The organism is Pelagicoccus sp. SDUM812005 (assembly GCF_031127875.1).
Lineage (GTDB): Bacteria > Verrucomicrobiota > Verrucomicrobiia > Opitutales > Opitutaceae > Pelagicoccus.
Map to the genome: position 1 here is coordinate 103646 of NZ_JARXIA010000005.1, position 23652 is coordinate 127297.

A 23652-nucleotide genomic window follows, 5' to 3' on the forward strand; every position below is an offset into this window, starting at 1 on the left:
CGCTGTAGTGGCAATGGTACTACAGGGCTTACTCAGAGATTTGGATCAATGGCTGATCCTCCAAATCCTCTTCCCCGAACGCATCGTCAAGCGTCGGCAAAGTGGGCTGCGAACGTTCGCGAGGAAGTTCTTCCAAAGTCGGAAGCGTACGAGCTGGCGCGGTAGCGCGAGGCTGCGGCTGCGTCGTCTGCTGGCGAGTCGGCTGCCTCGCAGCAGGTGCGCTGACACGGGCTTGGCCCGTCTCGGGAATCAGCAAGGTCTGACCGATGCGGATCAGGCGCGGATTGCTGATGTTGTTCAATTCCATCAGCTCCGGCACCGATACGCCGTAGATCGCGGCGTACTTGTCCAAAGTATCTCCCGCCTCGATCGTAACCTTCGGCCCGCGGTGTTGCTTGGAAACCAAAGCCGCGCTGTTCGTGCGCGTCGGGATGACGAGCTCCTGTCCGACGCGAATCATGTCGTTGCTCAATCCGTTGGCCGCTTTCAGCTCCGCTACCGTAACGCCTTGGCGCGAGGCGATGCGGGAAAGCACGTCGCCAGACTTGACGGTGTAGATCGATCCGCTCACCGGTTGGCTCTTAGGCGCCGGGGTGGAGGTCGGAGCTTGATAGCCTACCGAGGAGGATTCCGAGGTGCGCGGAATGTTGATCACCTGGCCAGCTCGGATATTGACCGTCAGACCGGGATTGGCAGCGGTGATGTCCTTGACCGTGATCTTGAAGCGCTGGGAGATGCCCCATAGGCTGTCGCCGTTCTGCACCTTGTATTCGATTGTTTGGGACAAGGGCGACGACTGCGAGGTCGAGGAGTACACGGGATACAAGTCGTCGTCGGGACGGTTGATCGGCTCCAAGAAGTCGTCATCGCGCGAAACGGAACCAGAGCTGGAGGAACTTGGCTGGCTGGGAGGATTGTTGAGCGGGCTGGAGGAGCTGGGACGGCGCGGAGCGTAGCGTCCGCTGGAGCTGCTGGAGGACGCGTTGGAATTGCTGGCGAGCAATACCGGCTTCCCCTCTCCGGCGTTGTAGCCGTTCAGGTCGCTGGCTCGCGAATCGAAAAGCGTGCCCGATGAGGCGTCGACGCTGGGCTGGTTCGCCGAAGCGCTTTGGCTCGACCAGGTTCCGACTCCCGCTAGGGCAACGGAATCTCCCGCCGGCTTGTCACCGAAATTGGTAACCAGGTAGGTGCCACCGATGATTACGAGATGGGCTCCCGCTATCAAAATGATGCGGCTCAAGGTTTGGGCGCGCTTGCTCGACTCGAGGGTTTTGTACGCTGATAGTTTCATAGGTCTGACAAATGGCTGATGGCTCTCCTGAAGGCTTCCCCACGCTGCGAATAGCCGTCGAACATGTCGAGACTGGCAAAGCCTGGGCTCAATAAAATATTTGATCCGGATTCCGCTACCGCGCTAGCCCCTGCGACTGCGTCGTCCAGATCTTCGTAGACACGAACCGGCACGCCATGCTCCTCAAAAGCAGGGGCTAATTTGATCGAAGTCTCCCCTATAAGGTGCGCTGATTGGATTCTTGGGGCTAAATTCGCGACAAATCGTGGTAAATCCCCACCTTTGTTCTTTCCGCCGCCAATCCAAATCACGGGATTCTCGAAGCGCTTAAGGGCTCCGTAGACGGCGTGGAAGTTGGTAGACTTGGAATCGTCCCAGTAGGAAACGCCATTCCGGTTCTCGATCAGCTCCATGCGGTGCGGGCTTTTCTTGAAATTGTTGGCGGCTTCGATCAGCTCGCCTTCGTCCAGCCCCATGCGCAGCCAAAGCGCCCGTGCGATCAGATAGGTGTTCCGCTCCGGCAAGGTTTCGAAGATGGTACCGGTCACGCCGAGCTGGGCCGCGTCCAAGCTGTGGTCCACCAAGCCGTCCTCCGGCAGCTCGCAGCCAAACTCCTCCGCAAAGCTCTGCACGCTTTCGTCGAAGAGGCAAATGTCGCCGCGTTGCAGCTTCACCAAGCTGTATTTGCTTTCGAAATACGAACGGAGCGACTTGTGGCGGTCGAGGTGATCCTCCGCGAAGTTGGTCCAAAGCAAGGAATCGGCATGCAAGTGTTTCGTTAGCTCGGCCTGGAAGGAGCTCACTTCGCAAACCGCGATCGCCTCCAGATTGAAATCGTCCGCGATCAAACTGGAAATGGGACGCCCGATGTTGCCGCAGGCGTAGGCTTCGATGCCGGCGCTGCTGAATGCGGAAGTCAGGAACTCGGTCAGGGTGGTCTTCCCGTTGGTGCCAGTAATCACGACAATCGGACCTCTCCACAAGCAGGCGCCTAGGTCCAGCTCGGGCAAGATTTCGCAGCCCGCTTCCCGGGCCGCCTGCAACCATGGATGCTCGACCGCGAAGCCGGGACTGCAGACCACAAGCTTGTAGTTCTTCGCTTCCTGCAGCCCGAAGGACCGCATCGACTCGGACTCCGCTCGCTCGTCGAAGACGTGACACTCGCAGCCAAGACCTTCCAGCAAGGCGCTGGCCGCTTGGCCGCTGGAAGCACGTCCAAAGATAGCGACCGGAGCATCCAGTCGCTTCTTCAACCACTTAGGCAAGGCTTTCAATAGCGGGCTCACCGAAGCTTCAGGGTCCCCAGCCCAGCGATCGCAAAAATCAGCGAAAGTATCCAAAACCTAACGACAACTTTAGATTCCGCCCATCCCTTCAACTCGAAGTGGTGGTGGATCGGAGCCATCCGGAAGATGCGCTTCCCTGTCATCTTAAAGGAAGCGACCTGCAAAATCACCGACATCGCTTCCATCACGAAAATCCCGCCGACGATTACCAAAGTGACTGGCTGGTGCACCATGAAGGCGACTATACCGATCAAGCCGCCCAAGGCAAGCGATCCGGTATCTCCCATAAACACCTCCGCGGGATGCGTGTTGAACCAGAGAAAGGCCAGGCCCGCGCCCACGAGGGAACCGCAAATGATGGTCAGCTCCCCGACGCCGGGGACGAAAGAAATAAGCAGGTAATCCGCTATGATCGCATTGCCCGCCGCGTAAGCCATGACCGCATACACCAGGGCCGCCGAAATCGTGCAGCCGATCGCCAGCCCATCGACTCCATCGGTCAGGTTGATCGCGTTGCTGGAGCCCACGAGGACGAAAAACAGAAAGATGAAGAGGAACCAAAGCGGCATGGAAACCCAAACCGCATCCTTGAAAAACGGCAGCCAAAGCTCGCGCGTCAACTCCGAGCTCTCCGGATTGCTCACCAGGATCACCAGCGCCACCACGGTGGTCACGCTCTGCCACGCGAGCTTGAAACGGGAGCTGACCCCTTTGCTGTTTCGCTTGGACACCTTCAGGTAATCGTCCATGAAACCCAGCGCCGTCAGGCTCACGTACACCAGCAGCGCCGTCAGCACCCAGACGTTCCACTGGGCCCAAAGCAAGCAGCTGGAGGTCACGCTCAGGCAGATCAGCAAGCCTCCCATGGTTGGCGTGTTCTTCTTGCCTTCATGCAGCTCGGCCAACTTCCCGACCTCGCTCTTGTCGCGCAGGCTTTGCTGGAAGCTGAACGAACGCAGCTTGGCGATCACCCATGGTCCCAGCATGTATCCAATCAGCAATGACGTTCCGGAAGCGAAAAGGGTTCGCAAGGTGATGAAGCGAAGCAGACGAAACGGGCCGAAAAATTCCTCGTATTGGGCGAGATAGCTTAGCACGAAACGCCTCCCTTCAAATAGTCGAGCGCGGACTCCAAACGGTAGCGGCGGCTCCCCTTCAAGAAGACGCTCCCGGCAAAGCGCGCAAGGCGGTCCTTCGCCTCTTCCACCGAAGCAATTTCAAAGCAATTTCCTGTGTCGCATCCCGCGTCCTTCATACCTCGCAACACGCTCTTGGCTTCGCTCCCAATCACAAGCAGGAAATCGCGCTTTCTGAGAGGAATATCGCCCGCCAATTCCTCATGCAGACGAGGAGATTCGCCCCCGAGTTCTTCCATGCACCCTAGCAGGTAAAATCGGGGCTTTTCCTCCGGCGTTTCCGCGGCAAAGGTCCGCAGCGAATCACGCATGGAAATGGGGTTGGCATTGTAGCAATCCAAGAAGACCCGGTTCGCTCCCTGCTCCCGCCATTCGTTGCGCATCTGGGCCGAAGCCCACTGCCCCAAGGCCCGCGAAATCGAAACGAGGTCGACTCCGAGCGAAACCGCTGTCGCCACCGCCAAGGCCACGTTGGACGCCAAGCCTGCGCCGGACCCGGCGTATTCAAAATCCCGTACTTCGCCCGCAATCCGCTGACGAAACTTCGTGCGCCCGCCCGCAGAGGCAAAGTCGAAACTCCAATCCCCCGCCAAGCTCGCATCGCGCCGGACCACTTTCGCAAACCGGCAATCCAGCTCCGACAAATACGGTTCCGCCGTTTCGCCAACGAAGGCGCCTCGCAGCCCCTTCTCCTGCAACAGCTTCCCCTTCTCGATCGCGACAGTCTCGACCGTGCCGAGGTCTTGCAGGTGCGCCGGACCGATCGCAGTCACGATCCCCCAGTCGGGGCAAATAGCCCGCGCCAGCTGCTCCATTTCGCCGGGCTCGGAAATGCCCGCTTCCAGCACGGCAAACTCCACGGCTTGCCCTTCCGAACGCAAAATGCTGACCGGCACGCCGATCAAATTGTTGAGATTCCCGACCGTGCTAAGCGTCCCCCGCTCCGACAGCAAACAAGCCAGCACCTCCTTGCACGTCGTCTTGCCGCAGCTGCCGGTGATGCCCACCACTTGGGCCTTCCAGCTCAAACGATATCCACGCGCCGCCTCGATCAAGGCTTTGGATACGTCCGCAACCACCAGTTGCGGCAGGTCGACTTCCGGTTGGAAGCGGTCGACCAAGGCGCCCGAGGCGCCGGCCTCCTTAGCGGCAGCCAAAAAGTCGTGCCCATCCCGCGACGCGGTTCGCAAGGCGACGAAGACCTGGCCCGCTTCAAGTTTCCTCGAGTCGTAGTTGAATGCCGAGACAGTCGATGGTGCCCTATTCTTCCAGGTGCCGGAAGTCCAATTAGCGAGAGCGACTGGGTCGATGCTAGCCACTCAGACGCGACCTCCTAGCTGCATGTTCTGGATCAACTCCAAAGCCACTTTTCTATCGTCAAACGGCACGACCGTTTCGCCGTACTCCTGAAAGGATTCATGTCCCTTCCCCGCAATAAGGAGGCAATCGCCCGCCTTCGAGGCCTGCAGGGCAAGCTCGATGGCCCGCCGCCGATCGCTTACGAAGTGAACTCGCGTGGGATCGACGAGCCCTTGCTTCATGTCGGCGAAAATGTCTTCGATCTTCTCGTTGCGCGGATTGTCGGAGGTCGCCCACGCTTCGTCGGAAAGCGAGTTCGCGACCTTGGTCATGACCGGTCGCTTGCCGCGATCTCGATTGCCGCCGCAGCCAAAAACGACCCTCAACTTCCCTTCGGTAACGCCTCGCAACATGCTCAAGGCATTCTCCAAGGCATCCTCCGTGTGGGCGTAGTCCACCAGCACCGTTGCAGCCTGGCCCGCATCCACTTTCTGCATACGGCCCGGGATCCCAGGAAACGAATCCAGATCCTTGATACAGTTTTCGATGTTCAAGCCCAAGCCGCTGCAAACCGACAAGGCCGCCAGCGTGTTGCTCACGTTGTAGTCGCCGACCAATGACGTCTTCACCTCGAAGCGGCCATCGGGACAATCCAACAAGAAGCGCGTGCCTTCCGCGCTGAGCTCGATCTCGCTCGCTCGAAACGTAGCCTCCTTCGCCTCGCCAAAGCTGATTGCGGCGACTCCGCTAGGAATCTCCCCGAGCAAACGCTGACCGAACTTATCGTCGGCATTGACTACCGCGACCTTCGGCAGCTTGCCGTTTTCGCCGTTGAACAAGCGCCGCTTGACCGCGTAATAGGACTCCATGTCCTGATGGTAGTCCAAGTGGTCCCGCGTCAGGTTCAGGAAGGCCGCCACCTCGAACTTCAAGCCGCTCACCCGGTACTGGTCGAGCCCGTGGGAGCTGACTTCCATCACAGCGCCCTTGCAGCCGAAGTCGCGAGCTTGGCTCAGCAAATCGCAAAGGTCCAATGACTCCGGAGTCGTGCGAAAGGACGGCACCGTGCGGCGCACCAAATCGTAGCCCACGGTGCCCAGGCAGGCATAGGCTTGCCCCAGGTTCGACAGGATCTGCTTCACCAGATAGGCGACCGTCGTCTTGCCGTTCGTCCCCGTGATTCCGGCGAGCTTCAGATCCTTGTCCGGCTTCTTGAAAAACGCTCGCGAGACCGCGGCCAATACCAGCCGCGGATTCTCCGCCGTCACGTAAGCGACCTTGGCGCTCCTAAAGCGACGCGGCTGCGAGGAAACCACCGCAACCGCACCTCTGGAAATCGCCTCGTCGACGAAAGAATTCCCATCCGATCGCAGTCCCGGCAGCGCGAAAAAAAGCGAGCCGGGCGTGACGCGGCGGCTGTCGATAGCTAAGCGCTCGATTCGCGGATCTGGTTGCCCCTTAAGGGCTTTCGCAAAATCGTCCCCGAGCAACTTGCTTAACTTTTTGGCTTTGGTTTGCATCGATTGATGTACTCGTTCCGTCCTTATGGACCCATCCGCAGAAAACCTGTTTCCCGGAAGCGTGACTAACATTGGAAATCAATTGTCTCCCGCGCTTTGGTTGAGAGCTTCGTTCCGCGCATAAGCAGGAGCCTCGACTGCGGGGGCGATCGCGTAGTGCGGAATCAGCTTCTTGGCGATTTCCCTAAAAGAGGGAGCCGCCACGATGCCGCCGTAACCCAGCCCGCCCGTCGCCGGACGCCCGCCGTCGACGATGACCGTGATCACGACCTGCGGATTGTTGGCTGGGAAAAAGCCTGTGAAGGATCCTACGTGCTCGCGGGTCGAATAGCGGCCGTTCACGATCTTCTGGGTCGTACCCGTCTTGCCTGCCACCCGATAGCCTTCCACCATGGCGCGACGCGCCGTTCCCCGCTCGGAAGCCGCTTCTTCGAGCAAGGTCGCCACTGTGCGAGCCGTGCCGCGAGAGAATACCTTGCGCTTCGGCACTGGACCGAACTCCACCACCGTCTCGCCTTCGTAGTTCGTGATGCCCGCCACCACGCGAGGCGTCATCAGCACTCCGCCGTTCGCGAGGGTCGAAGTCGCCATGTGGATCTGAATCGGAGTCGCCGCAATCGAGTGCCCCATCGTCATGCGAGAAAGGGTGAGGCGATCCCACTTGTTCGGGGGATTGAGAATCCCGCGAGACTCTACGCCAAGGTCGAGACCGCTGTATTCGCCAAAGCCATACCGCTCCACCCATTCGTAGAAATTCTGACCTCCCAGCTTGAAGCCGAGATGGGCCGCGCCTCGGTTCGAGGATTTCGAAATTACTTCGCCCACCGATAGGATCCCCATCGCATGGTCGTCCTTGGGAAGCTTCACCCGGTAGCCATCCGGCATAACCGCAATCGGCTGAGCGCAGTCGATCTGCGTATCCACATTTACCACACGCTCTTCCAACGCAGCCGTCGCTGCCACGATTTTAAAGGTCGAACCGGGTTCCAAAATATCGGTCAAAGCCCGATTCTTGCGCGATTCGTCGTCGGATTTCGAATACTCGTTCGGGTTGAAGCTCGGATAGTTTGCGAGCCCAAGAATCTCGCCTGTATACGGGTCGGAGACAATGATCGTCGCCGCCTTGGGTTTAAAGTTATCCACCACTTGATGCAGTTCCTTCTGCACCACGTCCTGCACGTAGGAATCGATGGTGAGAACCACATTGAGCCCATCCGTAGAGGTGACCTGGCGACGGCGAAACTGCGCCATCTCGCGTCGGCCGGCCCCGATCTCGGTTTCCGTCCATCCCTCTTCTCCACTCAAGTAGTAATCAAATTCGCGCTCCACTCCCATGGCGGCCTGGCCGTCCTTGCGCACGAAGCCGATGACGTGGGCCGCCAAGTCTCCTTGCGGATACTCGCGCTCGTAGCTCTTCGTGCTGGTGACGCAACGGATCCCCAATTCCTTCAAGGCCTCGAAGGAGCGCGGCTCCACGCGGCGCTTCAACAGCTTCCAACGCGGGCTAAGCGTCTTGACGTCGGAAGGAAGGCGACCGTTAGAAACGCCAAAAGCCTCTCGTACATGAGAGACTGGAAGATCCAAGTTCTTGGCGATTTCCGGGATTCGAGCGAGATCGGCGCTCTTGATCTCGTGCCGGTCGACGCCGACTTCCAAAAAGATATGACTGGTTGCCAGGATTTCGCCGTTTACGTCGTAGATATCTCCACGACGCGGCATCTCGCGCAGCACCCGGAAGCGACTACTCTCCAGCTCGTCTACAAACTCCGTGCTCTTGAAGGCGTGCAATTCAACCAAACGGAAGCCGATCGCTCCGTAGCCACAGAGAAAGAAGAGAGCGAGTATCCAAAATCTGAATTTAGTTCCGGGGCGGCTTGCCATCAGTCGTTAGAAGCTCGCTGCCGTCAGCATCGTTCCCGATTGCTTTTCGTAGAGACGCTTCGTGGGGTCTTCCAAAACATGTACGATCTGGCGCTCGGTCGGCAGACGCAGTCCCAGTCCGTACTCCTGGTTCAGGGCCTTGAGTTGGTCGCGCGTAGTCTGGCGGGCGATCACGGCGCCCAGCTCCGCGATGTGGCGCTTCTGCTCGGAAATGTCCGCGTACAGGGCTTTGTTTTCGTTGGCGAGAACAGCGGCCTCGTGGCGCAGGTAAACCGTGCCCAAACCAAACATGCCGACGAATAGCGTAAACGCGAAGGTCAGCCAAATGATGCGGTTTAGGATAGAAGGTGTACGGGAAGTTTTCTGAGTGTTGCGTGTGCTCATGATGCTTCAAGCGCCAGCTCCCTACCTCGGGCAGGGATCTTGTAGACGCGTTCGAATGGTTTAAAAGAGATGGTTGGCGATGCGGTACCGATCGCTGCCTCCTGGCGGCAATCGAAAGAGCCAGCTCCGATGGAGCTGCCTAGGCTTAGGGTGACAATCTGTCGGTTCAGCACCGACTTAAGCGTGGTTGAATTTCTCATTATCCTGCGACTCTCGAGCGTTAGTGTATTCATTTTCGTGTTACTTTATTCTTCTCAAAACGCGGAGCTTCGCTGAGCGACTCCGCGGGTTTTCGGCGACTTCCTTGTCGCTGGCGGTTATCGGGCGCTTGCCGAGCAGCTCGCAGAGCGTCTCGCGCATGTCCTGGGGCCGATTGTCGCGCGAGCCTTCCGGCCTTCCCGCCCAGCGTCGGAAGAGGACTTTCGCTACGCGGTCTTCCAAGGAATGGAAGCTGATCGCGCAGAGGATTCCCCCGATCTTTAGCTGGTTGAAGGCAGCGGGCAGTCCGCGCTCGATCACGCCAATCTCGTCGTTGATGGCAATCCGGATACCTTGGAAAACCTTGGTGGCCGGATGCAGCTTGGAAGAAAAACGAACCCTCGCTGGAGTGCAGGATAGGATAAGGTCAGCGAGCTGTGTGGTGGTGCTCAGTTCGTTCTTCTCACGGGCCGCGATGATCGCATCGACGATTTTGCGCCAGTTCTTTTCTTCCGCGTATCCACGAATCGCTTGTATCAACTCCGCCCGGTCGGCTGTGGCGAGCCATTGGGCAGCGGATACGCCCGCTTCGGGATTCATCCTCATATCGAGAGGGGCCTCTCCACGGAAAGAGAAACCTCGATCGACCTCGTCCAACTGAAAGGAGCTAACTCCAAAGTCGAAGAGGATCCCGTCAAAGGGCCCCTCCTCGAGCTGGTCGAGGGTTTCGAAATTCATGCGGTGAAAGCGGAAGCGGTCACCGTAGCGTTCCTTGATCTCTGCAGCGCGGGCCACCGCCTGCGGATCCTGGTCCAGTCCTACGACAGTGCAGTCGGCGGCATTGAGCACGAGCTCGGTATGCCCTCCCCCGCCGAAGGTGCAGTCCAGGTACACGCCGCCGTCGCGTGGAGCGAGGTGCTCCAGCGTCTCCGCTGCAAGTACTGGTACATGTCCTTCCATATCAGGGGCGATGCCTACTAGACTATCGATTGCCGAAATCACTGTTTAGGTTGCGAGCCGCCGGGCGCGGCAGCTTGTATTCAAAATCCCAAGTCGAGCAGTGGCGGATCTTGGCGCGGCCAAAGGTGCCGCCCACGCCGAGATAGCGCCCCGCTCCGGGAGCGAGCTTCTTGCGCGGGGCAAGCCCCACTGCTTCCATTATATTAGAGAGTATAGATTGGCGGTCGTTCATGCGTTTGCGTCTCCCTTCTTAAATTCCAGCGAGCTTCATGATCTTGCCCATGTCGTCGTTGTTGGCCTTCGGGTCGACCGACTGCCAACGCTCCGGCGACCAAATGCGGAAGTCGGTCAAACGACCGACCACCATCGCTTCTTTGGTGATGCCTGCGTGCTCGAGCAAATCCTCGGTCAGGTTCACGCGCCCTTGCTTGTCGCAGCCAAAGGAATGGGCCTGCGAGAAGAGCTTGTCTTGCAAAGTCGCCATCTCCTCGTCGCTCAAGCTCTGCGACTCGATGAGCTCCATCAGTTTCTCAACACGCGACGGAGGCAGGACGTGAATAGAGCCAGTGCCTGGGTCTGGGAAGGCCAAGTAGACGTCCTCCGTGTCCCCGTCAAAGCGCCACTTCGAAGGAATCGTGAGACGATTCTTCGAATCAAGGTTTCGTTGGTGTTTGCCAACGAAAATTGGTCTGCCCAAGGCGCTCATTAAAATCTGTTTCCGGAAGATCTGTGAAAAACTTCCCCAAACCTCCCCACTTTCCCCCACTTTTCAATTAAATTCCTCCACAACGGCCCTTTTTTACTATCCACATGTTATTCACAAGTCATTCCTTGACATAGGATTTACATTTCGGGCCGTTTAGCCCCTGCCTAGAGGGAAAAGCCTCTCCGCGCCGCCTTCCCCACTTCTCCCCACCCAAGGTTATCAACCGCCCAAAACCGGCCGTTTTCGGCGGGTTTCGCGGGCGCCTTCCCGCCCTTGTGAATAACTCGCGAACAAGTCGAATAACTTGCCCCTGGAGGCCCCCTCTTGACTTGCGAGCCGAAGCCTTCCCTCCTATCCCATTTTCCTCCACCGCACCATGACGCCACCGAAAAACATCCAGCTCATCGGCAACGAGCTCGCCCTCCTCTGGGAGGACGGCACCGAATCCTACATCAAGGCTCCCGCCTTGCGGGCAGCCTCTCCCAGCGCCGAGACCGCCGGCGAACGCGACATCCTCGGGGTCCTGCACGGCGGCGAGCGCGGCAAGGACTACTCCCAAGTCCAGATCGAGAGCTGGCAGTTCGTGGGCAACTACGCCATCCGCTTCAAGTTCTCCGACGGACACGCCACCGGCCTCTACAGCTACGAGCTGCTCAAAAGCCTAGGCCAGTAGCGCCAGCCGCCCTCCCATGCCTCTTTCCCAGGTCAAAGCCGTCACCTTCGACGCGGCCCACACCCTCTACCACCCGCATCCCTCGGTGGGGGCCATCTACCGCGAAGTCATGCAACGGCACGGCCTGGACTATCCGGCCGACGCCCTCGAGCAGGGATTCCGGCAAGCTTTCCGCTGCGTCGCCAAAGACGCCACCATCCTCGACGGCGAAAAACGGGAGTGGAGCTACTGGCGCTCCATCGTCGCCACCTCGATCTCCCACCTTTCCCCACCGCCCGCCGACTTCGACCGCCTCTTCGAGGACCTTTGGAACGAGTTCGCCCACGGACACCGCTGGCGGCCCGAACCCAGCGCCCTGCAAACCCTGAGCTCCCTACGCGACCGCGGCTACCGAACCGCCTTGCTTACGAACTGGGACCAACGCGTCCGCCAAGTCGTCGCCGAAACCGGATTCGCCCCTCACCTCGACCACCTCTTCGTCTCCAGCGAAATCGGCCACGAAAAACCCGACCGCGAAATCTTCGCCCACTGCCAAGCCGCCCTGCAGCTCGCCCCCGAGCAAATCCTCCACATCGGCGACTCGCTCCAGCACGACATCGCCGGAGCCCAAGCCGCCGGCTGGCATGCCATCCGCATCTCCGCCGAGGTCGCGCAGCCCAACGCTCCCTGCCGCAGCATCCAGAAGCTCAGCGAGCTGCTGGACATCCTAGAGTAAGCGCCGCCCAGCCCCTGAGCCGCCGCGGCTTCCCGCGTTTTTCCAACCTTTACAAACCGCCCCTACTCGCCTTACCTCCCAGCCGTTATGTCACACACATGCATCCATGAACGCACCTCGAAGGAGGAGATTGAAGAAGGCAAGAAGCTGCAGCCCAAGTTCGACAGCAACGGCCTCATCCCCTGCATCACCACCGAGGTCCATTCCAACGAGGTGATCATGTTCGCCTGGATGAACGAGGAAGCCCTCAAGCATACCATCGAAACCGGCAAGGCAACCTACTTCAGCCGCTCCCGCGGAAAGCTCTGGGTAAAGGGAGAGTCCTCCGGACAAATCCAATGGGTCAAGGAACTCCGCACCGACTGCGACCAGGACGTCATCCTCATCAAGGCTGACATCGGCGAAAACGGGGCCGCTTGCCACACGGGCTACAAATCCTGCTTCTACCGCAAGCTGGAGGGCGAAGAACTCGTTTACGACGGCGGAGAACGCGTCTTCGATCCAGCCGAGGTATACAAAAAATAACGACTTTACCAAGAGGGAGAGGCTTAATTGCCTCCCCTCTTTTTTTGTACCAACTCCTCCTCCACCCACCTTTCCCCCTCTATGTCAAAACACCTTCCCTACTTTCTCGGCTGTCCTGCTTGGTCAAATCGCGACTGGATCGGCAAGGTGTTCCGCACCGGCACGGAGAGCAACGAGCTCCTGCGGGAATACTCGCGAGTCTTCAACACCGTCGAAGGCAACACCCTCTTCTACGCCCTCCCTCCCATGGCCACCGTGGAACGCTGGATGGCCGAGTCGAGCGAGGGCTTCCGCTTCGCCCCCAAGTTCCCCAAGTCCATTTCCCACGAACGACGCCTCACCGGAGCCAAAGAGGAAAACAAAGCCTTCTTCAAGGTGCTCACCGCCCTCGCCGACGGAGACAAGCTAGGCGTCTCCTTCCTCCAACTCCCTCCATCCTTCAATATCAACAACCTGGATACGCTTCGCGACTACCTAAAAGCGCTGCCCAGCGAATTCAGCTACGCGGTCGAGCCACGCCACATCAGTTTCTACGACAAGGCCGACAACGAAAAGCGTCTCGACGACCTGCTCGAAAACCATGGCGTCGACAAAGTAGTCTTCGACACCCGCCCGCTCTGGTCCAGCGAACCCGACGCGGAAGAACGCGAAGCCCGCGAGCGAAAGCCCCAATTGCCCGTCCGCCAAGTCGCCCTCGGCAAGCATCCCGTCCTCCGCTTCGTCGGTAAAAACAAGGTCCAGAAAAACGAGATCTTCGTAAAGGAATGGGCCCCCGTCATCAACAAATGGATACTCGAAGGAAAGCGTCCCTACGTCTTCGCGCACGCCGGCGACGACGCCTTCGCCCCCTTCGTGGCCCGGCGACTGCACGAACAAATCAAACGCATCAATCCCCTCCTCCCCGAACTCGCCGAATTCGAAAGCGACCGCATCAAACCGGAAAAGCAAATCGAGCAGCTAGACTTGTTTTGACCCGTACCGCTGAGCTTTAGCCAGCGACCGCATTGCAGGATCGAAACCCTTCCACCGACTAGGGCCGAAGCGCCAGCCCCACGCCCTCCTACTTGCTCCCGCCCGTAATCCCTCGCTCGGACGCTTCCACGAAGGCGACGTAAGCTTTCACTTCCTGCGTATCCGCGTACTCACTACCGAGCACGGCCTCGACCGCTTGCTGGCGATTCAAGCCCTGGCGATAAAAGGCCTTGAAGATAAACTTCACCGCTGCCATCTGCTCCGAGCCAAAGCCGGCCCGTTCCAGTCCGACCTTGTTGAACATTCGAATCTTAGCCGGATTTCCATCGCCCAGCATAAAGGGCGGGATATCCTGCTCCACCTTCGCGCAGCCGCCAATGAAGCTACGATAGCCGATGTGGCAAAACTGGTGAATGGCCGTCCCGCCGCCGCCGATGCCGGCGTAGTCCTCCACGATCACGTGTCCCGCAAAGGTCGCTCCATTGCTCGCCACGATGTGGCTGCCGAGCTTGCAGCAATGCCCTACATGGCAGTAAGCGAGCAGGTAGTTGTCGTCTCCGATTTCAGTGAACTCGCCGTCCTTGGTCGCCGCGTTGATCGATACGTACTCGCGAAAAATATTCCGGTCGCCGATCTTCACGCCGGGGCTGCCGCCTTTGAACTTCAAGTCCTGGGTCTGCATGCCAATGCTGGCGTAAGGATAGATCTGGCAGGCTTCGCCAATCGAGGTGTTTCCCCAAACCGTGGCGTGATGCCAAACCTTGCTTCCGGCGCCGATACGAACGCCCGCTCCTATGACCGCGTACGGCCCAACCTCCACATCCGAGGCGAGCTCCGCCTTCGGGTCAACTACCGCGGTGGGATGAATATTGCTGCTCATGTCGATCGTATCAAGATTTCCTATACATCCTCGCCCTCGCCCAAGATCATAAACTTGAGCTCGCCGGAGGAGGCAACTTCGTCGCCCACGTAACAAGTAGCCGACGCGGTTCCGATCTTAGCTCGCATGATCTTAAGCAGCTTAATGTCGATGCGAAGCTGGTCGCCGGGGATCACCTTGCGGCGCCACTTGACCTTGTCCACGCTCATGAAGACCGCCGTCTTCCCTTCCTGGTTGATCTTACGCAGCATCAAGATGCCCGCGGCCTGGGCCATGGCCTCGATCTGCAGCACCCCCGGCATGATCGGCTGGCCGGGATAGTGTCCCTGAAAAAACGGTTCGTTGATGGTGACGTTCTTGATAGCCGTCAGCTCGTCGTCGCCACGAAACTCGGTCACGCGATCGATCATCAAAAACGGATACCGGTGCGGCAAGGTCTCGATCACGCGGCGAATATCCAGCTGCGTTTCCTCCTCGATCCGAGCCGTCTTAGGCTTGGCCTTGGCAGGAGTCGCCTCGCCCTTGGCCAACTCTTCCATGCGCTCGAAGAGCTTGGCCGTCAGCTCCGCATTGACCGCGTGCCCCGGACGGACCGCTACGATGTGAGCCTTGAGCGGCTTGCCGAGCAGCAGCACGTCGCCGATCACATCGAGAATCTTGTGGCGCACCAGCTCGTCGTCGAAACGCAGCGGCTCCTTGGACATGATCTTGTCGTCCTTGAGCACGATGGCGTTTTCGAGGCTGCCGCCCTTGATCTTGCCCAGCTTCAAAAGCTCCTCGATATCCTCGTAAACCGTAAAGGTACGGGCCGCCGCGATCTGGGTCGCGAACACGTCCGGGTCGATCTCGATGGAGAGGTGCTGCGTGTGGATGCCGCGATCGTCGGCCGAAGTGCAAGAAATCTTGAAGCCGTCGTACGGCAGCGCGATCAGCGAGGAATTCCCCTTGGTCACCGAAATCGGCTGATCGAGCACGAAGTACTCGCGCTCCGCGTCGAGCTCCACCGGCTCCGCTTCAAGGATCAGGTTGACGAAGCCCTTGGAGGAACCGTCCAAAATCGGCGGCTCGGAGGCATCCATCTCGATCTCCGCATTGTCGATGCCCATGCCGTGCAAGGCTGCCAAAACGTGCTCCACGGTATGCACCTTCACATGGCCGGAGGCCAGAGTCGTGGCACGCACCAAGTCGGTAACCTGCGAAATATGCGGCTTGATCACCGGCTTGTCGTGAAGGTCGACGCGACGAATCGTGATCCCCGCGTTGGCGGGCGCCGGCTTCAGCGTAAGCAGAGTTTTGTCACCAGTGTGGAGGGATGCGCCTTTGACAGAGACTTCGCGCAGGATGGAGCGTTGCTTCATGGGGATCGCTTAGTGGCAGCAATGCGAAACGAATTCAAGGATTTAGACTCCGCAGCGCAGAGCTTCAGCCCGCGTCCCGGACACAAGGCCATCGGACTGAAGCGCCTCCCTACGGAAATCTCCACAAAAAAGGCCAGCCGCATACCGCGGCTGGCCTTTGAAATCTGAATTGCTTTTCCGTGACGCTTACGCGACGCGCTCTACGATCAGAGGCGGTGGCGTTGGGCGCTTCGGCGCGAGGCGGTAGGCGGCCTTGAAGTATTCGAGGGCCTGCTCGAGCTTCGCTTCGTCGTTGTAATGGATCATCATCAGCGGCTCGCCCTGCTTGACCTGAGTGCCGACCTTCTTGATCTCGGAAACGCCAACCGCGTAGTCGATGTTGCCATCCTCGTCCGCGCCAGCTCCGAGCAGGTGGACGCCCTTGGCGATCTGAGCCGCGTTGATGGTGTGAACGTAGCCGCGCTTCGGAGCAGGCAGCTTGCGGATGTGCTTCGCGGTCGGAAACTTGTCGGGGTCGTCGATGTAGGAGGTGTCGCCGCCTTGGGCCGCCACGATCTCCTTGAGCTTCTCGAGCGCCGTGCCGTCCTCGATGTGACGTTGTACCGTCTGCTTCGCTGACAGCGTGGAACCGGCAACGCCAGCGAGACGCACGATTTCCATGCCGAGCTTGAGAACGAGTTCCTGCAAGTCTTCCGGACCCTCGCCCTTGAGGAGCTGGATCGCTTCCTTGAGCTCCAGGGCCGTACCCACCGTATCGCCGAGCGGCTGGTTCATGTCGGTCACGAGCGCGACGCAGCGACGCTTCATGGAGCGGCCTACGCGGGTCATGCTGCGAGCAAGCTGCTTGGCTTGCTCGAGATCGCGGATAAAGGATCCGTTGCCCCACTTGACGTCGATCACGAGGCCTTCCGCGCCTTCGGCCAGCTTCTTGGAAAGAACGCTACCGGTAATCAGCGGGAGGCTAGGAATGGTAGCGGTCTTCTTGCGGAGGTCGTAGAGCTTGGCATCCGCAGGAGCGAGCTCGGCGCTTTGGCGAACCATCGCTCCGCCGATCTTCTCGAGCTGCTCGATGAACGGATCGATGCCCATGTCGGCATTGAAGCCAGGCACGGCGCTCAGCTTGTCGAGGGAACTGATCGCGAAATCTTGGTCGATGCCGCCCATCATTGGGATTACGATACCGGAGGCGACTGCGAGCGGCACCAGCACTAGGGAGGTCTTGTCGCCCACGCCACCTGTGGAATACTTGTCGATCTTGGGCTTAGCGATGTGCGAAAGGTCGATCACCTCGCCGGAAAGCATCATCTCCTCGGTGAGAATCGCGGTTTCCTGAGCGGACATTCCCTGGAAGAAGATCGCCATTGCCATGGCGGCCATTTGGAAGTCAGGCATTTCTCCGTCCAAGATAGAGTCGATTATATACCGGATCTCTTCCTTGGTGAATTCTTGGCCCTCGCGCTTCTTTTCGATAAGATACGCGTAGCTCGGCTTGATGAAACGACGGCTGCTTAAGGTTTTTCTAACCATAATGGATTGTACGGAATCGTATTGCTTGCCGTTAGCGGCCATGACAGGACGACGCCCGCGAACCCATTCGCTAGGAAAGCATCACCCACACCATTGACGCTCTTGGACTTACGAAGGTCCCATACAACAGCACGAAACCGAACGACCGCCCAAGCGGCAATTTTGAAGAGCGTATTATGCCACACGTGTCAAGCCCCTAACCGGAAGCCACGAGCTAGGATTTCGCCCAAGCCAAACTAGGGTATTCTCCGGGGATTTTTCCGAGCTCCGAAGCGGAGCGGCAGCGATTCGAAGCTTGCTCGTTCCTAGAAGGCGGATTTTGTAGCCGCTCTATGCAAGACTGGTTCGACCTCGCAAAAAAGATCGATTCGCTCGTGCTGGAAGCCGCAGCTTCCGCAGGGCTCGAAGACTCCTTCTCGGCGGATATCCGAACGGCGGATCCGCGTTTCGGCGATCTGCAGGCAAACGGCGCCCTTCCCTACGCCAAGCGCAACAGGTCGAACCCTCGCCAAATCGCCCAGTCCATCGTGGAAAAGCTGGAAGCGAACCCGGAACTCAAGGAAGTCGCCGACCTTTCCATAGCTGGCCCCGGCTTCATCAACTTCTCCCTCAATCCGGACTTCCTGCAAAAGTGGCTCACCACCTTCTCCGGCGCGGCGCAGCTCAGCCAGGCCGCCGCCCACCTGCAGAAGGACGAGACCGTAGTGGTCGACTACAGCTCGCCCAATACCGCCAAGCAAATGCACATCGGGCACCTGCGCTCGCTCATCATCGGCGAATCCATCTGCAAGCTGCTTGAATTCTGTGGAGCTAAGGTCATCCGCGACAACCACATCGGCGACTGGGGCACTGCCTACGGGCGCCTCTTCTACGCTTACAAGCGCTTCCTCGACGAGGAAAACCTCAAGGCCAATCCGCTCGGCGAACTGGAACGCCTCTACAAGCTCGGCAGCAAGTTGGCCACCGAGGACGAGGCCGTGGTCGCCGAATCCCGCGAGGAGCTGGTCAAGCTCCAGAGCGAGGACCCCGAGAGCATGAAGCTCTGGGAAACGGTCAACGGACACAGCATCGACGGCATCAAGCAGGTCTACGAGCTTTTCGACATCAAGTTCGACCACTACCTCGGCGAAAGCTTCTACCGCAACATGGTAGACCAAGTCTACAAGGAGCTGGAAGAATGCGGCCTCGGTGAGAAGAGCGAAGGTGCCTGGGTCGTTTTCCACCCCGAGCACAAGCGCTTCGCCACCCAGCCGTTCATGTACCGCAAGTCCGACGGCGCCTCCAACTACGCGACCACCGACTTGGCGACCATGCTCTACCGGACCGAGCACTTCAAGGCCTCGAGCATCATCATCGAAACCGACTTTCGCCAAAAGGACCACTTCGAGCAACTCGAGCTCACCACCCAAAAATGGTTCGAAAAGACCGGCCGCACCTTCCCCAAGTTCAGCCACGTCTTCCACGGCACCATCATGGGCGAGAACGGCAAAGCCATGGCCTCCCGCACCGGCGACCCCGTGCTGCTGAAGGACCTCATCGCCGAAGCCATCGAGCGCGCCGAAAAACTGATCCGCGAGAAAAACGCCGAAAAGATCGAAAAAGGCCAAACGCCGCTGAGCGATGCCGAAATCCTCGCCGCCTCCAAGGTGATCGGCACCAGCTCCATCCGTTACGCAGAGCTCTCGCAAAACCGGACCAGCGACTACGTCTTCGCTTGGGACAAGCTGCTGAGCTTCGAGGGCAATACCGCTCCCTACCTTCTCTACGCGGCCACCCGCATCAAGAGCATCTTCCGCAATTTCGACGCGGCGGAACTGGAAAACCTCGCCTCCAAGGCGAGCACGATCGAAACGCCGGAAGAGCTCGCCCTCGCCCGCAAGATCCTCGGATTCGTCGGCGTGCTGCAGCAGACCATCGAAACCCTGCGCCCGCACCTGCTCTGCACCTACCTCTTCGAACTGGCGGGCGCCTACAGCTCGTTCTACAACGCCAACAAGGTCATCGTTCCCGAGGAAGCCGTCAAGTGCCGGCGCCTAATGCTTTGCCAGCGCACTCTAGACGTGCTGGAAACCGGCTTAGGCCTCCTAGGCATTCCTACTTTGGAACGCATGTAATAGCTTGTCCGGGCGCTTCCCGCGCCTTGACAAAGTGCCAACCGCAAGTGTCTCATTGGGCTACTTCCCTAGCCCATGAGAGAATACTACATCCGACGCGAAGGCGATGAAGATGCGAGCGGCCCGTTCGACATCGACCAAATCTCCTCCCTGATAGAGGCGAACAAGCTCGATGCCAGCGCTTACTTCTACGACATCGAGACCGAGTCGTGGCTCCCCATCTCCTCCAACCAGGAGCTGATGGAAACCCTCTTCCCCAAGAAGCGAAAGCTCAGCCTACGCACCGAAGAATCGGAAGCGGAAAAGAAACGCCTCGCGGAAGAGGAAGCCGCCAAGGCTGCTGCAGCGAAAGCAGCCGCCGACGCTGCTGCCAAAGCCGAGGGCCAAACCGAGACAGGCGAACCAGGCGAGACCGCCGAAGAATCCAATTCAAAGGAAGCCGCCAGCGAACAACCCGCGAAGCCGGAACAAAAAAACGAGGGCAAGAAGGGCAAAAAGAAAAAGGCGGACAAGAGCGACGAGCGCCAAAAGCTGGAAGTCACCAAAATGCTCGCCCTCGCGGAAGGCCGAGCCGACGACCCTAGCGGCAAATCTCCCCGCGAAAAGCAAGCAGCCGTCGCCTTCTTCGGCCTGCGATTCCTCACCGTATTCTTTATCGCGTCCATCCTCGCCATGGCATGGATCGAAAAGGACCTCATCCTTACGGCCGACGCCATCGCCATGGCGAAAAGCCCCTACCTCCTCGTCGCGGTTTTCGACTTGGTCATCACCGTCACACTCCTGCTGCAAGTGACCGAAGTGTATCCACTTCTTCGATTCAGGGCAGCCGTAGGCGCCGGACTGCTGACGATGCTCTACTATTCCAGCGGCGATACGATCTTGCTTATAAGCAACCTGCTCCTAATGGGAGCCATCTACTTCAGCAGCGCCATCATCAAGATCCGCTTCCTGATCGCTTGCGGCATCACCGGCTTGCTCGGCATCCTCGGGTACGCCTACGTCTTCTTCCTCTGATCGAGGCGGGGAGGCCTCGCTCGAGCCCCTTCTACACACCTACCGGCCATGAACCCACGTCTCCAAAAACTAGTATCCAACGCGCGGATACTGCAAAAGGAGATGTGGCGGCACCACCACAAAGCCGTTTCGAAGCGACGCAGCGCCGCCTTCGCCGTAGGAAGAGTGGTTGCCATCACCTTTTCCGGACTGAAGGAGAACCGCCTGCTCGCCCGCGCGGCCGCTTTGAGCTTCAGCTCCCTGCTCGGACTCGGGCCCATGATCGCCCTCGCCGTGCTGCTCTCCGGTTTCGTGCTCAACCAAGCGGAACCAGGCATGGCCCAGGACACCATCGAGCGCATCGTTTCCTACATCGCCCCCCAAGTAACGCTCACCGAAGGCGAAGCCGCGACCGAGCAAAGCGGGTTGAGCAACCTAATCTCCGACTTCATCGAAGCCAGCCAGTCCGGAGCGGTCGGGATCGGCGGAGCCCTCGTACTCGGCGTCATCGTCATCCAGCTTTTCATCACGATCGAAGACGCATTCAACGACATTTGGGGCGTTTCCAAAGGCCGCAAGCTCGTCACTCGCATCATCCTCTACTGGACCATCATCACCCTGGGCACGGTCCTCGTGTTCGCCGGTCTCGCCATCGCCGTCTCCAAGCTTATCGAGCTCAACAACCAGTTCATCGCCCTGACGGAAGGCCTCCCCGGCTCCGAAACCGTCAACAGCTGGCTCTCGCTCTACGGCGTAAAGATCGCTAGCTTCCTCATCATCTCCTCCCTGCTCGCCGCCTTCTACCGCTTCATCCCCAATACCCAAGTCGAGTGGAAAGCCGCTTTCGTAGGCGGCCTCTTCTCCGTAAGTTGCTTCGCGGCCAACAACGCCTTCGCTTTCCTCTACGTCGAACGCGTCGCCATGCAGCGGACTTTGTACGGCTCGCTCAGCATCCTGCCGGTGCTCATGATCGGCCTCTTCACCTTCTGGATGTGCCTGCTGCTCGGAGGCCGCCTCTCCTTCGCCGTACAAAACGCCCGCTTCAAGAGCGGCAAGGTCGCTTGGGACGAGCTCAGCCAAGCTTCCCAAGAAAGCCTCTGCCTGCTCCTGCTGGCCCAGATCAGCCGCCGCTTCCGCGATTGCGGCGAGGCCTACTCCAGCACCGACCTCGCCGAACGCAACAACCTGCCGAGCCCCCTCGCCGGAGCCGCTCTCAACCGGCTCGTCGAACTGGGCCTCGCCTCCACCCTGCCGGCCAAGGAAAAGGACACCTACAACGCCTACCGCTACCAGCCCGCCCGTCCGCTCGAGAAGATCGCCCTGCTCGACTTCAAGAAGAAGTTCGAGTCCCACGGCACCAACCCGGACGACACCCTCTTCGACAACCGCGACCCGCTCGTTCGCCGCTACCACGAGCTCATCGACGAAGCCCGCCGCTCCAGCTTCCAGCAAATCAGCCTCGCCGAAGCCCTCGACGCCTTCGAGGAACCGCGAAAAGCCTGAGTCCATCCCCTTTTCCCAGAGGCGGTTTTGTCCATTGACAGCTTAGGCGCCTAGCCTAGTTTAGCCGCCTTTAATTGCGTATCCCCTTATGATTTCCTGGCTACAAAACAAACTGCAGAAGCACCTGCTCCTCGTATTCATCATCTTCGCTGTCCTCATCATCGCGTTCATCGTGCAGATCGGCAACCAGGGACCGATTGGAGGCGGAAAGGAACAGACCGCTGACCTGTTCTTCTACGACACCCCCATGAACACCGAGGCCGCCCGCGTCCAGCTCATGCGCGACGCCCAACTCAGCGCCTCGCTCAGCCGCAATCCGCGCGCCAGCCAGAACCTCCCCTTCGAGCGCGCGACCGCCCGCTACATCGCCAACGAGAACCTGATCCCCGAGCCGAGCGAAGAGCAGCTTCTCGAGTACATCAAGACCCTCCCCGCTTTCCAAAACCAGCTCGGCGAATTCGATTCCCAGGCCTACAACATGATCCTGGACAGCATCAGCCTCGGCGGCGCTTTCAGCAAAGCCGACCTCCGCCGCGTCCTCGTCGACGACTACCGCATCGCTAAGGTCTACACCGCTCTGCAAGGAGCCGGCTTCGTGCACGAGTCCGAAATCCTCGACAGCCTCAGCCAACGCCTCGCCAAGTGGTCCATCCTCGTCGCCGAAAGCGATCTGAACACCTACACGCCGGAGATCGAAATCACCGAGGAAATGCTCAAGCAGCACTACGAAGACTTCGATTTCCAATACCAGACCCCCGAGCGCCGCGTCGTAAACTACGTCGAAGTGGAAGCCGCCAACTACGTTGACGAAATCAAGCCTACCGAAGACGAGCTCATCACCTACTTCGAAGCCAACATCGACCGCTACCAGCCCGCTCCCGCCGAAGACCCCGACGCCGAGCCAGCCGAGCCCGTCACCTTCGAGCAAGCCCGCCTCGCCGTCCGCGAAGACTACCGCCTCGAAAAGGCCCGCGAAGTCGCAGCCGAACGCGCCTACGACCTCGTCGTGCAGATCCACGAAAACGAATTCTCCCGCGACTCCCAAGGCCTCAAGGACGCCATCGCCGCTATGAACTTGGAAGTGAAGACCGCCTCCTCCTTCTCCGCCAACGAAACGCCGATCGGCACCACGTGGGGACGCAACATGGTCAGCGAAGCCTTCAAGCTCACCGAGAACCGCTTCTACTCCGAACCGCTGCAGCACGGCGACAAGTCCATCGTACTCTTCTACGACAAGGTCATCGAACCCACCATCCCGAGCTTCGAGACCCTCCGTCCCCGCATCGTCGCCGACGTTCGCGCCGAAAAGTACCGCGAAGCCCGTTCCGCCTACGCGATCGAGCTCCAGGAAAAGCTCGCCGCCGCAGCCGAGAGCGAAGACAGCTTCGGCGCCGCAGCCGAAGAAGCAGGGCTGACCGTCAGCTCCTACAGCGACTTCACCTTGAGCGAACCGGCCGAAGGCCTCGACCGCCGCGCCCTTTCCGCCCTCCTCGAGCTCGAGACCGGAGAAGTGTCCGATTTCGTTCGCCTCAACGGCGACAACCAAGGCGCCTACCTCTACGTCCTCTCCAAGGAAGTTCCCGAGGTCAGCAAGGAAGACCCGCAGTACGCACAAGTCGCGGACTCGCTCCAGAACCTCTCCAAGCAGTTCTCCGCCCAGCAGTACATCAGCACCCTCACGGTGCAGGAGCAAATCCGCCTCGGATTCACGCAACAGAACTAGCTCCCAGC

At 59.3% G+C, this 23652-nt stretch carries 22 protein-coding genes; 9 read left to right on the plus strand and 13 right to left on the minus strand.

Annotated features, from left to right (window positions below; all coding sequences use genetic code 11):
* Window positions 1-28 precede the first annotated feature (28 nt).
* The 10 genes from QEH57_RS07950 to QEH57_RS07995 form a co-directional block, all read right to left on the minus strand.
* Entirely contained in the window at window positions 29-1291 is a 1263-nt protein-coding gene (locus tag QEH57_RS07950; protein WP_309006180.1) for a LysM peptidoglycan-binding domain-containing protein, read from the minus strand.
* Entirely contained in the window at window positions 1288-2577 is a 1290-nt protein-coding gene (gene murD, locus QEH57_RS07955; RefSeq protein ID WP_309006181.1) for a UDP-N-acetylmuramoyl-L-alanine--D-glutamate ligase, read from the minus strand. The genes QEH57_RS07950 and murD overlap by 4 nt, the downstream gene beginning before the upstream one ends.
* Entirely contained in the window at window positions 2574-3674 is a 1101-nt protein-coding gene (gene mraY / locus QEH57_RS07960) for a phospho-N-acetylmuramoyl-pentapeptide-transferase (RefSeq protein WP_309006182.1), read from the minus strand. The genes murD and mraY overlap by 4 nt, the downstream gene beginning before the upstream one ends.
* Window positions 3668-5032 (minus strand): UDP-N-acetylmuramoyl-tripeptide--D-alanyl-D-alanine ligase, encoded by a 1365-nt coding sequence (gene murF / locus QEH57_RS07965; RefSeq protein ID WP_309006183.1) that lies wholly within the window; start codon window positions 5030-5032, stop codon window positions 3668-3670. The genes mraY and murF overlap by 7 nt, the downstream gene beginning before the upstream one ends.
* Window positions 5033-6532: a UDP-N-acetylmuramoyl-L-alanyl-D-glutamate--2,6-diaminopimelate ligase gene (locus tag QEH57_RS07970; RefSeq protein ID WP_309006184.1), complete on the minus strand. Its 1500-nt coding sequence runs from the start codon at window positions 6530-6532 to the stop codon at window positions 5033-5035.
* Between the two features lie 78 nt (window positions 6533-6610).
* On the minus strand, window positions 6611-8413 hold the full coding sequence (locus tag QEH57_RS07975; protein ID WP_309006185.1) for a penicillin-binding protein 2: 1803 nt from the start codon (window positions 8411-8413) through the stop codon (window positions 6611-6613).
* A gap of 6 nt (window positions 8414-8419) precedes the next feature.
* Complete coding sequence (locus QEH57_RS07980; RefSeq protein WP_309006186.1) at window positions 8420-8797, minus strand: hypothetical protein; 378 nt, start codon at window positions 8795-8797, stop codon at window positions 8420-8422.
* A gap of 240 nt (window positions 8798-9037) precedes the next feature.
* A complete protein-coding gene (rsmH, locus tag QEH57_RS07985) occupies window positions 9038-9955 on the minus strand; it encodes a 16S rRNA (cytosine(1402)-N(4))-methyltransferase RsmH (protein ID WP_309006187.1) in 918 nt (305 codons plus the stop codon).
* A gap of 22 nt (window positions 9956-9977) precedes the next feature.
* Complete coding sequence (locus QEH57_RS07990) at window positions 9978-10187, minus strand: hypothetical protein (protein ID WP_309006188.1); 210 nt, start codon at window positions 10185-10187, stop codon at window positions 9978-9980.
* 18 nt (window positions 10188-10205) lie between these two features.
* The gene (locus QEH57_RS07995; protein ID WP_309006189.1) at window positions 10206-10652 is read right to left on the minus strand and encodes a hypothetical protein; all 447 of its coding nucleotides are present in this window, start codon (window positions 10650-10652) and stop codon (window positions 10206-10208) included.
* A 385-nt stretch (window positions 10653-11037) separates the two neighbouring features.
* Here QEH57_RS07995 and QEH57_RS08000 point away from each other — a divergent pair, with 385 nt between their 5' ends.
* The 4 genes from QEH57_RS08000 to QEH57_RS08015 all read left to right on the plus strand — a co-directional run bounded on the left by QEH57_RS08000 (window position 11038) and on the right by QEH57_RS08015 (window position 13546).
* Entirely contained in the window at window positions 11038-11334 is a 297-nt protein-coding gene (locus QEH57_RS08000; protein WP_309006190.1) for a gamma-butyrobetaine hydroxylase-like domain-containing protein, read from the plus strand.
* A gap of 16 nt (window positions 11335-11350) precedes the next feature.
* Window positions 11351-12049, plus strand: coding sequence for an HAD-IA family hydrolase (locus QEH57_RS08005; RefSeq protein ID WP_309006191.1), 699 nt, complete (start codon window positions 11351-11353; stop codon window positions 12047-12049).
* Between the two features lie 87 nt (window positions 12050-12136).
* Entirely contained in the window at window positions 12137-12574 is a 438-nt protein-coding gene (hisI, locus tag QEH57_RS08010; protein WP_309006192.1) for a phosphoribosyl-AMP cyclohydrolase, read from the plus strand.
* An 81-nt stretch (window positions 12575-12655) separates the two neighbouring features.
* Window positions 12656-13546 (plus strand): DUF72 domain-containing protein, encoded by an 891-nt coding sequence (locus QEH57_RS08015; RefSeq protein WP_309006193.1) that lies wholly within the window; start codon window positions 12656-12658, stop codon window positions 13544-13546.
* Window positions 13547-13634: 88 nt separating this feature from the next.
* Here the strand turns inward: QEH57_RS08015 and lpxA are convergent, their stop codons facing one another.
* Window positions 13635-14426, minus strand: a complete 792-nt coding sequence (lpxA, locus tag QEH57_RS08020; RefSeq protein ID WP_309006194.1) for an acyl-ACP--UDP-N-acetylglucosamine O-acyltransferase — start codon at window positions 14424-14426, stop codon at window positions 13635-13637.
* Window positions 14427-14446: 20 nt separating this feature from the next.
* Window positions 14447-15784 carry a bifunctional UDP-3-O-[3-hydroxymyristoyl] N-acetylglucosamine deacetylase/3-hydroxyacyl-ACP dehydratase gene (locus tag QEH57_RS08025; RefSeq protein WP_309006195.1) on the minus strand — a complete coding sequence of 446 codons (1338 nt, stop codon included), beginning with the start codon at window positions 15782-15784 and terminating at the stop codon, window positions 14447-14449.
* Between the two features lie 21 nt (window positions 15785-15805).
* Here QEH57_RS08025 and QEH57_RS08030 point away from each other — a divergent pair, with 21 nt between their 5' ends.
* Window positions 15806-15952: a hypothetical protein gene (locus QEH57_RS08030; protein WP_309006196.1), complete on the plus strand. Its 147-nt coding sequence runs from the start codon at window positions 15806-15808 to the stop codon at window positions 15950-15952.
* A gap of 18 nt (window positions 15953-15970) precedes the next feature.
* Here QEH57_RS08030 and QEH57_RS08035 read toward each other — a convergent pair whose 3' ends face one another.
* On the minus strand, window positions 15971-17311 hold the full coding sequence (locus tag QEH57_RS08035; protein WP_309006197.1) for a thymidine phosphorylase: 1341 nt from the start codon (window positions 17309-17311) through the stop codon (window positions 15971-15973).
* A gap of 332 nt (window positions 17312-17643) precedes the next feature.
* Between QEH57_RS08035 and argS the strand changes: the two genes are divergently transcribed.
* The 4 genes from argS to QEH57_RS08055 all read left to right on the plus strand — a co-directional run bounded on the left by argS (window position 17644) and on the right by QEH57_RS08055 (window position 23644).
* Complete coding sequence (gene argS / locus QEH57_RS08040; RefSeq protein ID WP_309006198.1) at window positions 17644-19425, plus strand: arginine--tRNA ligase; 1782 nt, start codon at window positions 17644-17646, stop codon at window positions 19423-19425.
* Window positions 19426-19500: 75 nt separating this feature from the next.
* Window positions 19501-20439, plus strand: a complete 939-nt coding sequence (locus tag QEH57_RS08045) for a hypothetical protein (protein WP_309006199.1) — start codon at window positions 19501-19503, stop codon at window positions 20437-20439.
* 48 nt (window positions 20440-20487) lie between these two features.
* Window positions 20488-21921, plus strand: a complete 1434-nt coding sequence (locus tag QEH57_RS08050; RefSeq protein WP_309006200.1) for a YihY/virulence factor BrkB family protein — start codon at window positions 20488-20490, stop codon at window positions 21919-21921.
* Window positions 21922-22009: 88 nt separating this feature from the next.
* Window positions 22010-23644 carry a SurA N-terminal domain-containing protein gene (locus QEH57_RS08055; RefSeq protein ID WP_309006201.1) on the plus strand — a complete coding sequence of 545 codons (1635 nt, stop codon included), beginning with the start codon at window positions 22010-22012 and terminating at the stop codon, window positions 23642-23644.
* The last annotated feature ends 8 nt before the right edge of the window (window positions 23645-23652 follow it).

What these genes read in the sequence shown, in the direction of transcription:
- QEH57_RS08035 (WP_309006197.1), bottom strand. Translation starts at nt 17,311, where the DNA reads ATGGTTAGAAAAACCTTAAGCAGCCGTCGTTTCATCAAGCCGAGCTAC.
- rsmH (WP_309006187.1), bottom strand. Translation starts at nt 9,955, where the DNA reads ATGGAAGGACATGTACCAGTACTTGCAGCGGAGACGCTGGAGCACCTC.
- lpxA (WP_309006194.1), bottom strand. Translation starts at nt 14,426, where the DNA reads ATGAGCAGCAATATTCATCCCACCGCGGTAGTTGACCCGAAGGCGGAG.
- hisI (WP_309006192.1), top strand. Translation starts at nt 12,137, where the DNA reads ATGTCACACACATGCATCCATGAACGCACCTCGAAGGAGGAGATTGAA.
- QEH57_RS07975 (WP_309006185.1), bottom strand. Translation starts at nt 8,413, where the DNA reads ATGGCAAGCCGCCCCGGAACTAAATTCAGATTTTGGATACTCGCTCTC.
- QEH57_RS08030 (WP_309006196.1), top strand. Translation starts at nt 15,806, where the DNA reads ATGCGAAACGAATTCAAGGATTTAGACTCCGCAGCGCAGAGCTTCAGC.
- QEH57_RS07980 (WP_309006186.1), bottom strand. Translation starts at nt 8,797, where the DNA reads ATGAGCACACGCAACACTCAGAAAACTTCCCGTACACCTTCTATCCTA.
- QEH57_RS08025 (WP_309006195.1), bottom strand. Translation starts at nt 15,784, where the DNA reads ATGAAGCAACGCTCCATCCTGCGCGAAGTCTCTGTCAAAGGCGCATCC.
- QEH57_RS08000 (WP_309006190.1), top strand. Translation starts at nt 11,038, where the DNA reads ATGACGCCACCGAAAAACATCCAGCTCATCGGCAACGAGCTCGCCCTC.
- QEH57_RS07970 (WP_309006184.1), bottom strand. Translation starts at nt 6,532, where the DNA reads ATGCAAACCAAAGCCAAAAAGTTAAGCAAGTTGCTCGGGGACGATTTT.
- argS (WP_309006198.1), top strand. Translation starts at nt 17,644, where the DNA reads ATGCAAGACTGGTTCGACCTCGCAAAAAAGATCGATTCGCTCGTGCTG.
- QEH57_RS08005 (WP_309006191.1), top strand. Translation starts at nt 11,351, where the DNA reads ATGCCTCTTTCCCAGGTCAAAGCCGTCACCTTCGACGCGGCCCACACC.
- QEH57_RS07950 (WP_309006180.1), bottom strand. Translation starts at nt 1,291, where the DNA reads ATGAAACTATCAGCGTACAAAACCCTCGAGTCGAGCAAGCGCGCCCAA.
- QEH57_RS07990 (WP_309006188.1), bottom strand. Translation starts at nt 10,187, where the DNA reads ATGAACGACCGCCAATCTATACTCTCTAATATAATGGAAGCAGTGGGG.
- QEH57_RS08055 (WP_309006201.1), top strand. Translation starts at nt 22,010, where the DNA reads ATGATTTCCTGGCTACAAAACAAACTGCAGAAGCACCTGCTCCTCGTA.
- QEH57_RS08045 (WP_309006199.1), top strand. Translation starts at nt 19,501, where the DNA reads ATGAGAGAATACTACATCCGACGCGAAGGCGATGAAGATGCGAGCGGC.
- QEH57_RS08050 (WP_309006200.1), top strand. Translation starts at nt 20,488, where the DNA reads ATGAACCCACGTCTCCAAAAACTAGTATCCAACGCGCGGATACTGCAA.
- QEH57_RS08015 (WP_309006193.1), top strand. Translation starts at nt 12,656, where the DNA reads ATGTCAAAACACCTTCCCTACTTTCTCGGCTGTCCTGCTTGGTCAAAT.